12 protein-coding genes and 1 tRNA gene are annotated in these 15,676 nt (G+C 38.3%); 9 read left to right on the forward strand and 4 right to left on the reverse strand.

Annotated elements, in window-relative coordinates; translation table 11 throughout:
* Positions 1–4 precede the first annotated feature (4 nt).
* On the reverse strand, positions 5–2,008 hold the full coding sequence (gene pulA / locus Q0093_RS01140; RefSeq protein WP_297928150.1) for a type I pullulanase: 2,004 nt from the start codon (positions 2,006–2,008) through the stop codon (positions 5–7).
* A 131-nt stretch (positions 2,009–2,139) separates the two neighbouring features.
* Here pulA and Q0093_RS01145 point away from each other — a divergent pair, with 131 nt between their 5' ends.
* The 7 genes from Q0093_RS01145 to Q0093_RS01175 all read left to right on the forward strand — a co-directional run bounded on the left by Q0093_RS01145 (position 2,140) and on the right by Q0093_RS01175 (position 12,001).
* Positions 2,140–3,765, forward strand: coding sequence for a B12-binding domain-containing radical SAM protein (locus Q0093_RS01145; RefSeq protein WP_297928151.1), 1,626 nt, complete (start codon positions 2,140–2,142; stop codon positions 3,763–3,765).
* Positions 3,766–3,864: 99 nt separating this feature from the next.
* On the forward strand, positions 3,865–4,452 hold the full coding sequence (locus Q0093_RS01150; RefSeq protein ID WP_297928152.1) for a Crp/Fnr family transcriptional regulator: 588 nt from the start codon (positions 3,865–3,867) through the stop codon (positions 4,450–4,452).
* Positions 4,453–4,726: 274 nt separating this feature from the next.
* On the forward strand, positions 4,727–5,917 hold the full coding sequence (locus Q0093_RS01155) for an efflux RND transporter periplasmic adaptor subunit (protein WP_294175797.1): 1,191 nt from the start codon (positions 4,727–4,729) through the stop codon (positions 5,915–5,917).
* A 27-nt stretch (positions 5,918–5,944) separates the two neighbouring features.
* Positions 5,945–9,115: an efflux RND transporter permease subunit gene (locus Q0093_RS01160; RefSeq protein ID WP_294175796.1), complete on the forward strand. Its 3,171-nt coding sequence runs from the start codon at positions 5,945–5,947 to the stop codon at positions 9,113–9,115.
* Between the two features lie 25 nt (positions 9,116–9,140).
* Positions 9,141–10,529, forward strand: coding sequence for a TolC family protein (locus tag Q0093_RS01165; protein WP_022390888.1), 1,389 nt, complete (start codon positions 9,141–9,143; stop codon positions 10,527–10,529).
* Positions 10,530–10,552: 23 nt separating this feature from the next.
* Positions 10,553–11,332: an acyl-ACP--UDP-N-acetylglucosamine O-acyltransferase gene (lpxA, locus tag Q0093_RS01170; protein WP_294175794.1), complete on the forward strand. Its 780-nt coding sequence runs from the start codon at positions 10,553–10,555 to the stop codon at positions 11,330–11,332.
* 174 nt (positions 11,333–11,506) lie between these two features.
* The gene (locus Q0093_RS01175) at positions 11,507–12,001 is read left to right on the forward strand and encodes a DUF4890 domain-containing protein (RefSeq protein WP_297928153.1); all 495 of its coding nucleotides are present in this window, start codon (positions 11,507–11,509) and stop codon (positions 11,999–12,001) included.
* A 206-nt stretch (positions 12,002–12,207) separates the two neighbouring features.
* Here Q0093_RS01175 and Q0093_RS01180 read toward each other — a convergent pair whose 3' ends face one another.
* Together Q0093_RS01180 and ung are read right to left on the reverse strand one after the other, a co-directional pair.
* The gene (locus Q0093_RS01180; protein ID WP_297928154.1) at positions 12,208–12,669 is read right to left on the reverse strand and encodes a C-GCAxxG-C-C family protein; all 462 of its coding nucleotides are present in this window, start codon (positions 12,667–12,669) and stop codon (positions 12,208–12,210) included.
* Positions 12,670–12,685: 16 nt separating this feature from the next.
* On the reverse strand, positions 12,686–13,348 hold the full coding sequence (gene ung, locus Q0093_RS01185; RefSeq protein WP_294175787.1) for a uracil-DNA glycosylase: 663 nt from the start codon (positions 13,346–13,348) through the stop codon (positions 12,686–12,688).
* Positions 13,349–13,417: 69 nt separating this feature from the next.
* On the opposite strand from ung, the gene Q0093_RS01190 reads away from it, so the two are divergent.
* Together Q0093_RS01190 and Q0093_RS01195 are read left to right on the forward strand one after the other, a co-directional pair.
* Positions 13,418–13,490 (forward strand) — tRNA-Arg (locus tag Q0093_RS01190).
* Positions 13,491–13,505: 15 nt separating this feature from the next.
* Positions 13,506–14,663, forward strand: coding sequence for an acyltransferase family protein (locus Q0093_RS01195; protein ID WP_297928155.1), 1,158 nt, complete (start codon positions 13,506–13,508; stop codon positions 14,661–14,663).
* A 23-nt stretch (positions 14,664–14,686) separates the two neighbouring features.
* Here Q0093_RS01195 and Q0093_RS01200 read toward each other — a convergent pair whose 3' ends face one another.
* Positions 14,687–15,667, reverse strand: coding sequence for a Gfo/Idh/MocA family oxidoreductase (locus Q0093_RS01200; protein ID WP_297928156.1), 981 nt, complete (start codon positions 15,665–15,667; stop codon positions 14,687–14,689).
* Between the last annotated feature and the right edge of the window lie 9 nt (positions 15,668–15,676).

Below are 15,676 nucleotides of genomic sequence, written 5' to 3' on the forward strand. Positions count from 1 at the left end.
AAATTTATCTTTTTAATATAACTGCCGAAGAACGAGGCAAATTCATTTTATTTCCGGAGATTGAGGATATTCCGGCCTCATCGATTTTTCCATCTAAACAAACAATTGTCCAATTTCCGTCCGGAATAGAAATTTCTTGAGGAGAATTATTGCCATTAAAAGCGACGAATATTTCGTCCCAAACATCCCCTGCAGCTTTTCCATCCAACCGATAAGCTATAACATTTTCCGGCAAATGTTCTTCAAAATGTAAATTTGACTGTATATCGGTTGTTGTAACCATACGAAATGCAGAATGTTTTTTTCGAAGAGCGATCAATTTTTTATAATAATCGAACAAATCATAATATACCGATTTATTTGCCCAATTAATTTGGTTGATAGAATCAGGAGATTCAAAAGAATTATGCACCAGTTTTTTACTTCTGAAAACCTCTTCTCCGTTAAACATAAACGGAATCCCTTGAGACGTAAATATAATAGTCTGCGCTAATTTATCATATCGAAGCAAATCGGATTCGGAAGTATTTTTCGGTGCAGAAACAATAAGTTTATCGACCAGACACAGATCATCATGACTTGATACATAATTTATAGATTGCGACGGATGCAAAGCATACGGCGATGTAGAATAATTTATCTGGCTATAATCGATTTGGGGATGCTGAGTAGCAGCAACAATACCGAATTTTACACTTTCCTCCAACCCTGATTTTCCCGTAGCAAACCCTCGATTCTCGTCTTTCTTAAAACTACCTTTTACTGCATCACGCACATCATCATTAAACACGGCAATGCCCGGCATTTGAGGTGCATTTGTTTTCATTGCCCGTAACTCTTGAGGATAAGGAGATGGTCCGGCAGTCCAGCCTTCACCGTAAACAAATATGGAAGGATCAATTCGGTTTAAAGAATCCCTGAGCATGTTCATCGTTTCCAGATCGTGAATTCCCATCAGATCAAAACGGAAACCATCGATATGATACTCTTTTACCCAATACAGAGCAGATTGAATAATATATCGGCGCACCATTTCTCTTTCTGAAGCCGTTTCGTTTCCACAATACGAAGCATCCGAATAAGTGCCGTCAGGATTATGCCGGTAATAATAACCGGGTACCGTCAAGTTAAAATTCGAACCGTCAGTTACGTAAGTATGATTATATACTACGTCCATAATTACCCGAATGCCATTTTTATGCAAAGCTTGTATCATCTGCTTCATCTCACGGATACGGGTTTCAGGTTTATAAGGATCTGTCGAATAAGATCCTTCCGGTACATTATAATTCTTAGGATCATACCCCCAATTATATTTATTTTCATATAACTTTGCTTCATCGATAGAACCGAAATCGAAAGAGGGTAAAAGATGGACATGTGTAATACCCAGTTCTTTTAAATGATCTATTCCCGTTTTCAGACCTTCAGGATTCACAGTTCCCCGCTCGGTGAGAGCAAGAAATTTACCCTTATTTTTAATGCCGGATGTCGAATCGATCGAGAAATCCCGATAATGCATCTCATATAAAATAATATCCGTGAAGTTTTTTAACGGTGGCCGTATATCCTTATCCCAACCTTCAGGATCTGTATCTTGCATGCGTATAATTGCTCCTCTGTTGCCATTTACTCCGACAGCCTTTGCCCAAATTCCGGGTGTTTCAGAAAGCCATTTCTTATCTTTTAATATCTGATAAGTATAATATTTGCCATAAAGTTCCTCAGAGACAACCGCTCTAAACACTCCTGTATCAGCATCTTTATCCATAGTGATTATTCTCTCAGGATCTCCATTTTCTCCGTTATCATATATCCTGATCTGGACAGCTTCTGCTACAGGAGTCCACAATACAAAACAAGTTTTACCATCTGCAACAGTTACTCCCAAATCATCTCCCGAATAAACCGGATAATCTTCATAACTCTTATAAGCAGATTGTTGGTGATTACAACTGCTGATTACGGACATAAAAATCGCAAACAAAGGAATTTTCAACCACTTCATCGACCTACCAATTAATTTAAGAATACAGATCCATGTTTTTGTCTGTAAAATCTTTAACGCTATAACATATTATTCAATGAAATAGTTTAGCTATTTGTATCTTTGCAATTTATTAAAAGTTATCATGTAATATGAAAATTCTCTGGATAGATTTAAACAGTTCTTATGCCCACGCTTCTCTGGCATTACCGGCAATTCATGCACAGATAAAGGAAAATCCGGACATCGAATGGGAAATCGTATCTTGTACTATCAATGAGAATATAGGTATGATCGTAAAAACGGCCGCCAAATGCAAGCCTGATATTATCGCAGCAACTGCATGGTTGTTTAATAAAGAACCATTATTACATATCATTTGTAGGCTAAAAGCCTTACTACCCGATAGTAAAGTCATACTGGGAGGACCTGAATTTTTAGGAAATAACAAAGATTTTTTACTTTCAACCCCATTTGTAAACTGCGTATTTCGAGGTGAAGGTGAAGAAAACATTCCTCTTTGGCTACAAATATGGGATAACCCTGAAAAGTGGAATACGATAGAGGGGATTTGTTTTCTCGATTCCCAAAAACAATATATAGATACGGGGATAGCTCGTGTACGGAATTTTGAAAAACTGATTCCTCCCGAAAAAAGCAAATTTTTCAATTGGGAGAAACCGTTCGTTCAATTAGAAACTACACGCGGTTGTTTCAATACTTGTGCTTTTTGCGTAAGCGGAGGAGAAAAACCTGTACGCATTATCAATGTAGAACAAATCCGAAAAAGATTGCAAATAATACAGCAACATAAAATACAAAACGTCAGGGTACTGGACAGGACTTTCAATTACAACAACAAACGTGCTCTGGAATTACTGAATCTTTTTCGAGAATTTCCGGAAATTCGATTTCACCTTGAAATTCATCCGGCATTACTGACCGACGAACTTAAAACAGCATTAGCAGATATGCCTCACGGCAGTCTGCACCTTGAAGCAGGAATACAGAGTTTGCATAAAAACGTACTTATGCAAAGCCAACGATCAGGAGATTTACAACGCTCTCTCGAAGGGCTGAGATATTTATGTTCTTTAACCAACATGGAAACACATGCCGACCTGATAGCCGGACTTCCTCTATACAAGTTAGAACAAATATTCGAAGACGTCCATGTCCTCGCCCATTTCGGAGCTGGAGAAATTCAACTTGAATCATTAAAAGTTCTACCCGGAACAGAAATGCGCAAAAGAGCGAAAGAATGGGGTATCCGTTATTCTCCTTATCCTCCATACGAAGTATTGGAAACAAACGAAATAACCACCGAAGAATTACAATACGCAAGACAATTATCCCGGCTACTTGATGGTTACTACAACACTCCTGTCTGGCAAAAGATCACACGCCAAATGATATTATCAGAACCCGGATTTTTAAAAAGTTTTTTGAACTTTCTTATCGCTTCCGATGTAATAGATAAGCCTTTAAGTATAGAGAAAAGAGGTTTGCTCCTTTATGACTTTTGTAAACAGGTATATCCCGAACATACTATCCACGTGTCTGTTGCATGGATTACTGCCGGACTTTCCTTAAAAAAAGCTCCTGCGGAAAGAGTCATGACAAAACATCAAAATCCCCCGTCTGCATGGAATATTTTACAAGGGAAATATAAAGATTCCCTAAAACTTTGCCGCCTGCCTTACAAATCGGGAAACTATTGGTTTGGGTTCGAACCTGAAACACAAATTCATGTACCGGTCTTTATCGCCGAAAATTAAAGTTTTACAGATTTTTATATTATAGACGTTTTTAAGAAGAACTTGCATTCTTTACCGTTTATATTCTCTATATTTGCGAACAATCAATAAATGCGGCACATGGAGTTAAAATATAACAATATCGATTATCTAAATGAATCGATTTCAGTTTTGCCCCAAGAAGACAGAGAGAAATTAAAATCCATATTATCGGAAAATTTCTACAAAAAAGGAGAAATTATCAGTAGTGTAAAAGAGATCGAAGAGCATATATATATTATCTCCCAAGGCGGCGCCAGGGTTTTTTATCTTAAAGATGGAAAAGAGATTACTTTTTCATTTGCTTTTGATCAAGACTTGATCCTCTGCCTCAATTCGCAAATCAATAAGCCCGAACTGCCTAAAATCATCGAGTTCCTCGAAGATTCTTATGTAATAACCATAAATATCAATTTATTTTCACAGCCTTTAAAAATAAAAGATATTACAACAGCACAACGCATAAACCGCATTCTGCTCGATTACAGCTATTTTCTGGAAGAAAGAATCATCAATTTACAATGCAGAAGCGCCCGTGAAAGGTATGAATGGGTCGTGACACGTTACCCTCGTTTATTACAACGAGCTACATTAGGACAAATCGCCTCATTCTTAGGAATCACCCAAGAAACGATCAGCCGAATACGTTCTGAAAAATATCCGCTTTAAATAAATTAACCGATATGTTAATTTATAAGAGTCAAAATCGTTAATTTAACACAGCATTTAACGAGATTTACAATCTGAAAAGAAATATTTTTGACATATATCAAAATACAATTCCTTTTATCACGGTACATTTGTACCCAAATTTAGATTGTTTGAATTTTTAAGGTATAGAAGATTGGTAAATTCACGTAGGGAAGTCGATTCCGTAACGGCACAATACATTCTATTCCTTCTTTAAAAAATAGGTATTAGATATATCAATATTAAGACAAATATGAAAATTCGGAAAGCTATGATTATTCAATCACAACGAGTAATTTTATCGACAGCAATATGCTTGTCACTTTTTTCATGCGGTAAACAACAACAAAGTGGGTTTAACATGGTAAAAGAATACCCTGTCACCACTTTACAACCGGAATCAGTAGAACTGAATACTTCCTATCCGGCAACAATCAAGGGTCGTCAGGATATAGAAATCAGACCTAATGTCAGCGGATTCATTACACAACTTTGTGTAGATGAAGGTGCAACTGTTCACAAAGGACAACTTCTATTCGTTATAGATCCTGTCCAATATGAAGAAGCAGTTAAAGTTGCCGAAGCAGCAGTTAAAGTTGCTGAAGCTAATGTGGCTACAGCCCAACTAACAGCAGACAACAAAGCGGAACTGGCAAAAAAGAACATTATCAGCGATTATGATAAACAAATGGCATTCAATACTCTGGCTACTCAAAAAGCAGCATTGGCACAAGCAAAAGCTCAATTAATCAATGCCAAACAAAATTTATCATATACTAAGGTGGTCAGTCCGTCTAACGGTGTTGTCGGTACAATTCCCCTACGTGTAGGAAGTTTGGTAAGTCCTAGCTCGGCAACTCCATTAACGACCGTTTCCGATAACTCCGAGATGTTTGCCTATTTCTCATTAAACGAAAAACAAATTCTCGAATTGGCACGTGAACATGGAGCAAACAATTTGGTACAAAATCTTCCGGAAGTACAACTAAAATTATCCGACGGAACTTTGTATAGTAAAAAAGGAAAAATCGCTACAATCAGCGGAATCATAGATCAATCAACAGGAACTTCCAACTTGCGCGCTGCATTCCAAAATCCCGACCAGTTGCTTCGTAGCGGAAATACAGGAGATATACTTGTTCCGATAAAGCTTGATTCAGCCATTTTAGTTCCACAAGCTGCAACATACGAAATGCAAGATAAACGATTTGTATATATCGTACAAGATGACTCTACCGTAAAAAATACGGAAATAAAAATCCTAAATGTAGATGACGGGAAAAACTTTGTAGTAACGTCAGGACTGAAAGCGGGAGACAGAATTGTTCTTGAAGGTGCAGGTACCCTGAAAGACGGTGCTCAAATAAAACCGATCTCACCCGAAGAAGCTGCAGCTAAACTGAAAGCGATGACACAAACACAAGCTGCCGGGAAAAATAAATAATAAATTCATAAACAGTATAATAAAGATATGAAGCTAGATAGATTTATAAACCGCCCTGTGCTTTCGACGGTTATTTCCATTTTGATAGTCATTTTGGGAATATTAGGGTTGGTATCCTTACCTATTACACAGTATCCGGATATCGCCCCCCCTACCGTACGTGTATCAGCAACTTATACCGGAGCTAATGCCCAAACTGTATTGAATAGTGTAATCGCACCTCTGGAAGAACAGATAAACGGGGTAGAAAACATGATGTATATGACCTCAACGGCTTCTAATAACGGTGAGGCAAGTATCGAGGTCTATTTCAAACAGGGAACAGATCCGGATATGGCTGCCGTAAACGTACAAAACCGTGTTACCAAAGCTCAAGGGTTCTTGCCGTCAGAAGTTACCCAAATCGGTGTGACGACACAGAAACGTCAAACCAGTATGTTGTTAGGATTTGCTATTTATAGTGCAGATGATCGATACGATATAAAATTTCTCGAAAACTATGCAAATATTAATATCATACCTGAAGTAAAACGTATTCCCGGTGTCGGAGATGCAATGGTGATGGGTGCAGACTATTCCATGCGTATCTGGTTGAAACCGGATGTCATGGCACAATATAAATTGATGCCTACCGACGTATCCGCCGCTTTAGCAGAACAAAACATCGAAGCTGCACCAGGTCAATTCGGTGAAAACGGAAATCAGTCGTTTCAATATGTCATGCGATATAAGGGACGTTTACAAACCGAAGAAGAGTTTGGAGACATTGTTATCAAAGCTACTGAAAACGGAGAAATTCTACGATTAAAGGACATTGCTACCATTGAACTCGGACGATTGACATACGGGTTCGACAACAAAGTCAACGGGCATACCGGTGTAACCACGATCATATTCCAGACAGCCGGATCGAATGCAACCCAAATCATCAAAGATATAGAAGCATATCTTGCTCAAGCGGAAAAACAATTCCCGTCAGGAATAAAAACCGAAGTCTTATTAAATGCCAATGACTTCCTTTTCGCCTCTATCGAAGAGGTTATCAAAACATTAATCGAAGCATTTATTCTCGTATTCTTCGTAGTATATATATTCTTACAAGACTTCCGTTCTACATTGATCCCGGCTATCGCTATCCCGGTAGCCCTCATCGGTACATTCTTTGCTTTGTACCTGATCGGATTTAGTTTGAACTTGTTGACACTATGTGCTATGGTGCTTGCCATTGCGATAGTCGTCGATGATGCGATAGTCGTCGTCGAGGGCGTCCATGCGAAACTTGATCAGGGATATAAATCATCCCGTAAAGCTTCCATCGATGCCATGAGTGAATTAGGAGGCGCTATCGTTTCTATTACATTGGTAATGATGTCCGTATTTATCCCTGTAAGTTTTATGGGAGGTACATCCGGTACATTCTACCGCCAATTCGGATTGACTATGGCCATAGCCATCGGGTTCTCAGCTATCAATGCGTTGACCCTTAGTCCGGCATTATGTGCTTTGTTCCTGAAACCTCATCAGAAAGAAGGAGAAAAGAAAATGAGTTTAATAGACCGTTTTCACACTTCTTTCAACACGGCATACGATATTGTACTCAAAAAATATAAACGCCAGACATCGTTCTTCATAAATCATAAATGGCTTTCTATGGGAACGGTAGCTCTTAGCGTTATAGTATTAGTTTTCTTGATGAGATCAACCCCGACAGGGTTAGTACCCAACGAAGATACAGGAACAATCTTTGCTATGGTATCTATGCCTCCCGGAACATCTATGGAACGTACCGATGCCATGATGCAAAAAGTTGACAGCATGATCGCTGCTATCCCGGCCGTAAAAGGGCGAACTCAAATTACGGGATATAACTTTGTTGCAGGACAGGGTAATTCTTATGGATCTATCATCGTCAAACTAAAAGATTGGAAAGAGCGTAGCTCGGAAGAAAGTTCGGATAATATCATTAAAATGTTATATGGGAAAGCTGCCCAAACATTTAATGAAGGCCAGATTCTTTTCTTTGCACCTCCTATGATTCCGGGTTATGGAGTAAGTAGCGGTTTCGAGCTCAATTTACAAGACAAAACCGGAGGAGACTTGAACGATTTCTTCGAAGTTGCTCAAAATTTCCTTGCAAAGCTGAATGCACGTCCGGAAATTGCCGCAGCGCAAACAGCATTTAGCCCGGTATTCCCCCAATACATGATCGACATCGATGCGGCAAAATGTAAGCAAGCCGGTATCAGTCCGAAAGATATCCTCACTACATTACAAGGATATTACGGAGGTTTGTATTCTTCAAACTTCAACCGTTTCGGTAAACTATACCGTGTTATGATCCAAGCTGATCCGCAAAGCCGTATCAGTCCGGAAACACTAAACAGTATCAAAGTGCGCAACGGTAATGAAATGGCTCCGATTACTCAATTTGTGACATTAAAGAAAGTATATGGTCCGGACAATATCACTCGTTTCAACATGTACACTTCTATGAAAGTAAACGGTTCACCCGTTCCCGGAGTCAGCTCAGGAGATGCGATCAAGGTCATAGAAGAAGTAGCTGCCGAAACATTACCTGTCGGATATGGATACGAATTTTCAGGTATAACAAGGGAAGAACAAAGTACCGGAGCAAATACCACAGTGATAATCTTTGCTTTATGTCTTGTTTTCGTATATCTGTTATTAAGTGCCCAGTATGAAAGTTATATTCTTCCGTTGGCAGTAATACTTTCCATACCATTTGGATTAGCAGGAAGTTTCATTTTCGCCCGGATGATGAGTGTAGAAAACAATATTTACCTGCAAATCGCTCTAATCATGTTGGTCGGATTGTTGGCAAAGAACGCAATTCTTATCGTCGAATTTGCCCTTGACCGTAGAAAAACGGGTATGAGCATCGTCGATTCAGCCATACAAGGAGCAGCAGCTCGTTTACGTCCTATTCTTATGACATCCTTGGCTATGGTTATAGGACTTCTTCCCATGATGTTCGCTCACGGTGTAGGAGCAAACGGAAACAGCACGTTAGGAACAGGAGCTGTAGGAGGTATGTTCATCGGTATGATTTGTCAGATCTTTATCGTACCTGCCCTTTTCGTTATATTTGAAATAATACAAGAAAAATTCAAACCTATCGAATGGCACGATACGGACAATAGTGAGATCGAGGCAGAGATTGAACAATATACCAAATAAAGGTTTTCACATTAAAGAAAAAAAGATGAAGAAACAAATAATTTTATATACTGTATGTCTGACAGCCATGATGAGTAGCTGTCACATATATAAATCCTATGATCGTCCTGAAGTGGACATGCAAGGGTTGTATCGAGATCCGGTATCAGATAACGATACTCTCGCTTCGGATACGACGAATATGGGTAATTTACCTTGGGAACAAGTCTTCACTGATCCCCAATTACAAGCTCTCATCCGATTAGGTTTAGAGCAAAATACGGATCTACAAAGTGCAATACAAAATGTAAAAGCAGCCGAAGCCGGACTTATGTCGGCACGGCTGGCTTATGCTCCTTCTCTTGCAATTGCACCACAAGGAGGAGTCAGCCATTTAGAAGGATCTAAAAGAAGCTGGACTTATACGCTCCCTATATCTGCAAGTTGGGAGATCGACTTGTTCGGGAAACTTCTTAATTCAAAGCGAGGTGCCAAAGTGGCTTTATTACAAAGTAAAGCTTATAAACAGGCTGTACAAACACAGGTAATAGCAACAATTGCAAATTGCTACTACACATTACTGATGTTGGACAAACAATTGGCTATAACCGAAGAAACTTCTATCATCTGGGATAAAAGTATCGAGACCATGCGGTCGATGAAAGAAGCCGGAATGGTTAATGAGGCGGCAATCGTACAGAGCGAAGCCAACAGTTATATGATCAAAGCTTCAATACCTGATTTGAAACAACAAATCAGAGAAACAGAAAATTCTCTTTCTCTCGTTCTTAAAGAAGCTCCGCAAAAAATCAAAAGAGGAACATTAGAAGAACAAAAACTTCCCGAAGTACTTAATTCCGGAGTTCCTATACAATTATTAGCTAATCGTCCAGATGTAAAAGCTGCTGAAATGTCTTTGGCCGGAGCTTATTACAGTACAAATCAAGCACGATCGGCTTTCTATCCACAAATATCTATAACAGGAACGTTAGGATGGACAAATAGTGTCACAGGGATGCCGATTTTCGATGTCCCCAAAATGATCATGTCTGCTCTTGGAACTTTGACTCAACCTTTATTTTATCGAGGTGCTAACTTAGCAAAACTGAAAACAGCCAAAGCGCAACAAGAGATTGCAGCTCTCAATTTCCAGCAATCTATACTAAATGCAGGAAGTGAAGTCAGCAATGCCCTTTATCAATATCAAGCAGCTAACGAGAAGACCATCCAACGGGAAAAACAAATAAATTCCTTAGAAAAATCGGTCGAATATACACAACAATTGCTAACTTTAGGAACTTCTACTTATTTAGAAGTTCTTACGGCACAGCAATCATTGTTAAGCGCCCAATTATCCGGAATATCGGATGAGTTCCAACGCATACAAGCTGTCGTAAATTTATACCACGCATTAGGTGGAGGACGAACAGAATAAATTAACCCTAAATTCCATGTAATATGATTAGTCCATTAGCTTATATCGATTCAAGCGCAAAAATCGGGAAAAATGTCACTATTCACCCGTTTGCGTACATCGATAAAAATGTAGAGATCGGTGACAATTGTACGATTATGCCTTATGCCAGTATTCTGGATGGGACTCGTATGGGAAATAACAATATCGTTTACCAAGCTGCAATCGTCGGAGCCGCGCCACAAGATTTCAAATTTAAAGGCGATGAAACTCTTTTAATCATCGGAGACAACAATACAATTCGGGAAAAAGTCATTATCAACCGTGCAACAAATAAAGGAGATAGTACTGTTATCGGTAATGGAAACTTTCTATTAGAAGGTGTACATATCGCCCATGATACTTATATCGGGAATGATTGTATCTTAGGAAATGGCACTAAAACCGCAGGAAATTGTAAACTTGATGATAAAGCAATATTGGGAAGCGGTGTTATTCTGAAACACGGATGCCATGTGGGTAGTTGGTCTCTTTTACGGGACGGTTGCCGTGCCAACAAAGACGTACCTCCTTTTATTGTCGCTGCTCACAATCCGATTACTTATTATGGAATCAACGCGGTATTGATGTCTAAAGCCGGAGGATTTAAGGACAATATAGTAGACGATATTGCGAAGGCATATCGTCAAATATACCAATGCGGTACAAGTCTCGAAAATGCTCTTCTCAGAATCAAGGAATTGATTCCTGAAAGTCCGGAAATCAAATATTTGATCAATTTCATTGAAAGTTCCGATAAAGGAATTATCGGTATCACAATTTGATTCTATTAAAAACAAGTGATAAAGAAAAGCGGAGAATAAAATTTATTCTCCGCTTTTCTTTATCATATAAAAAACAAGCATTTTATCTATAAAAAAGCTGTCTACATCTATTTATATTGTCGAAACACTTAAAGAGAAATATTTTCACGGACGAACTCAAAACATATAAATAAGATGAATCACAAAATTATATTTACACTATTCGGATTGCTTTGCTGTAATATCATAACCGATACCACAGCCCAAACATTTGAAAAAAGAGACTTTCCACAGGAACAACTATCACCGGAATTAACAGCCAGGAAAAAGACAGAACAGATGGACAAACTTCTACAACTGTCGGAAAAACAATTCAAAAAAATATTCAAACTAAATTTGAAAGAGGCTAAATCGATCGATGCCCAACGAAAGGGCAGACAAAGGATAATGCCTCCCCCTATGCATGACAGAAATCAGGAAAAATTTCCCGATCGTCCTCCTATGAGAGATTCTTTTAACGGAAAAGATCCGATGAGACATCATCCTGAACCATTAGACCCCGCAAAATTGAAAAAAGAGGCTCAGAAAAGAGAAAAAAAACTTAAAAAGATTCTAACTGAAGAGCAATACAACGCATGGAAAGAGCACCAAAAAACGATACAAGATCATAGGCATCGCAATCATTTATAATAATAAAAATAAACTAAGAGCCTGTCGAAATTTTGCCCAGATATTTTTTGAAAACTTTTTTCGAGAATGTCCCTCAGCTCCGATAAGGAGCACAATGAGCTTCACGACACCCGGAAACAAAAAAGAGATTCAAAAAAAGTCGAAGTTACCGGAAAATTTCGACAAGCTCTCTTAGAACCTATTTATTTTTTTGATTATTATATCCGCTATTCACTCTTCAATTTTTCCCCGACAATACGCGCTGCAACTGCCACATAATCGGCACAAGGACGACGCTTATAATATGCTTCCGTGCGATCTGAGGGTATAGGATCATCCTGTTTTTGAACTAATCCTAACAATTCCCGACAGACAATAGATCCGTTTTTTTTCCTAAATTCAGCAGCAAGCTCCTGAACTGCGGTATAATTACGAATTTTTGCCGGCTTATCATTCGGATTATTTGCCGGATATTTAAGACCCATTATCATAAAAGACGCCGAAACAGCTCCACAAACCTCCCTCAGCCGTCCCATACCTCCGCCCAACGGAGCTAACAACGTAGCCGCTAAAGTATCTTCAATAGCAAAAAGGTCATTATAAGCGAGAAAAACCGATTGAGAACAATTATATCCACTTTTAAAAAGATCTACGGCTTTCTGCACCCTTTCTTCTACATTTATATCCATCTCTCCTCTATTTCTATTACCATTGAATAGGCTCTATTCCATGTTCCTTTAAATATGCATTTGCTTTACTAAAATGCCCATTACCGAAAAAGCCTCTATGTGCAGACAAAGGAGACGGGTGAGGAGATTTTAAAACCAAATGCTTTGAACGATCAATAAAATCTCCTTTACGTTGTGCATATGATCCCCACAGAATAAAGACAAGGTGTTCTCGCTCTTCTGCCAATCGATGAATAACGGCATCCGTAAACTGTTCCCATCCCTTATTCTGATGAGACCCAGCTTGATGAGCTCTCACTGTTAACGTAGCATTTAAAAGCAAAACACCTTGATCAGCCCAACGAGTCAAATCTCCGCTTTTTGGCATAGGAATGCCAAGATCAGACTCAATCTCTTTAAAAATATTGAGAAGAGAAGGCGGAAACGGAATCCCATCATTCACTGAAAAACATAAACCGTGTGCCTGACGCGGTTCATGATAAGGATCTTGCCCTAAAATAACAACTTTTACCTTATCAAAAGGACAGATGTCAAAAGCTCTGAACATTTGATTTCCAGGAGGATATACAGTTGACGTTCTATACTCGTGACGAACAAAATCAGTAAGCTGCTCAAAGTACGGTTTATCAAACTCATTCTGTAACCGATCTTTCCAACTTTTCTCTATACGAACATCCATAGGCATTAAAAACTTTTCGTGAAAACTTTTTGCAAAGCTACAAATATTTCTTACTTTTGCCACGCATTTGGCCCCGTAGTTTAGTGAATAGAACGTCAGATTCCGGTTCTGAAGGTCACAGGTTTGAGTCCTGTCGGGGTCACTCCTAATTCAAAGCATGAAAAAAATTTTTCATGCTTTTCTATTCTTAACCGATAAACACATTATAATGCTTATTTCTCCCATATCATACAACGATACAAATCGATTCAAAGGAATGGCTATTCTTTTGATTGTTCTGCACAATTTTTACCATGTATTACCCGGAGCTTCTATCGAAAATGAATTTTCTTTCAACATCGAAAACACCAATTATTACCTTAAATCCGCTATAGATTCCTTTTCCCCGATAAGCATCACTTCCCTTTTTACCGACTTTTTTTCTTTTTTCGGACATTACGGAGTCGCTTTATTTATATTTCTCAGTGGATATGGATTAACGATAAAATATTCGTCTAAAGAATTTTCCAATACAGAGAAAATACATTTCATTTGGAAAAGAATATTACGTTTCTGGAAAGTTATAATACCATTAATTCCTCTCTCTTTGTTCGTCAAGATGATAAAATACGGAAATGGTTTATGGGAAACATTGACCGATCATATCGGAGAATATTTATCGATCATAACATTTACACAAACGTTAATTCCCGGTAAAGAATTTGTTGTTAGCGGTCCATGGTGGTTTTTCGGCGCTATATTGCAATTATATATTATCTACATTTTTTTATTACATAAAAAAAGTAACCGATTTCTATTTATAGTGAGTTTATCTGTATTGCTTATACAAGCTACAACCATATTTTGCGGCTGGGAAAATATTTTATTCCGTTTACGATACAATTGCATAGGGTGGTTACCGATATTCTGTTTAGGCATTTATTACGCCAAAAATCCTCTATCTATTACATGTAAACCATTAATTCCTGTCATATTAATGATCCTATTTTTATGCAGTAATGTCAATGCTTATTTTTGGTTATTTTCATCTCTTTTGTTCCCTTTAGCATTCATTCCTCTTTTCCGAAACTTTCCGATCAAATCATTTTGGGAATTTATGGGTAAAATATCTTTTTACCTGTTTGCTATTCATTCATTTATACGAGGAGCTTTTTTCGGTCTCATCGGTGAAGAAAAAATCGTAGAACAAAATCTCGAAGTACCAGTCGGAATCTTATATTTGTTGACAAGTATTTTAATTGCGTATATCTTCCAGCAACTTCTTAACCGTATTTATAATTATTGCCAAACAAAAATAATCCATAAAAAACAGTAGTACCCACTCTTTTAATCAGAACTTCATTTTCCCTTTAAAATCCAATCCATCACTCTGGCAGTACGTGCTCCGCTTTCATCTGTCGAAGGAGAGTTTCCAACTCCTCTTAATTCGTCTACGACTTTCTGAATCAAAGGCTGTTCGATATGTTCCGGAAGAATAAATTCAAAAGATTTGACACCAAAATCTGTCTCCAACCGTATAGGAGCAAAAGAAAACATACTAAAAACAATTTTTCCTTTCGTACCGATGATTTCTACTATATCTCGTTCTATATTCGGGGCAACAGCAAAGCTCCAATGTCCCGAACCTATTATTCCCGATTTAAAATAAAAAGAGGCAGAAAATGTATCCTTCGCATCATAAAGACCTGCAAGATTAGCAGAAAAACCTTTCGCATCTACAATTTCTCCCAAAAGGAAATCAAGAATATCGAATGTATGCGGAGCAAGATCATAAAAATAACCCTCACCTGCAATCTGCCGATCCAACCGCCAAGATTGCTTATCCGGGATAAGATCTGAATCTAACGGAGTCTTATCAAGAGAAGCTGTAACCAAAAGAATTTTCCCAATAACCTGTTCCTCCAATAAAGACTTAATTTGCACAAAATACGGTAATGCACGACGATAAAACGCAGGAAAAAGTTTTTGTCCGGTCTTACGAGCAACCATGATCATTTCACAACATTCCTCATAATTCATCGCCATCGGCTTCTCCACATATACAGGCTTGCCTGCACGCATTGCTTTTATAGAATACTCTTTATGCGTATTCGGCGGCGTAGCGACATATATCGCATCTATATCCGGATCAGAAATTATATCCTGAACATCGGTATAATATTTCTGAACATGATGCCTGCGAGCAAAATCCTTGACCTTTACAGCATCCCGCCTCATTACAGCGTTCAGCTCAGAATGCTCTATTTTATAAAATGCCGGTCCGCTTTTCTTTTCACAGACATCTCCACAACCTATAATCCCCCAACGAATCGTATCCATATCCACAAT

The sequence above is a fragment of the uncultured Coprobacter sp. genome (assembly GCF_947855755.1).
In the GTDB taxonomy this organism is placed as follows: Bacteria; Bacteroidota; Bacteroidia; order Bacteroidales; family Coprobacteraceae; genus Coprobacter.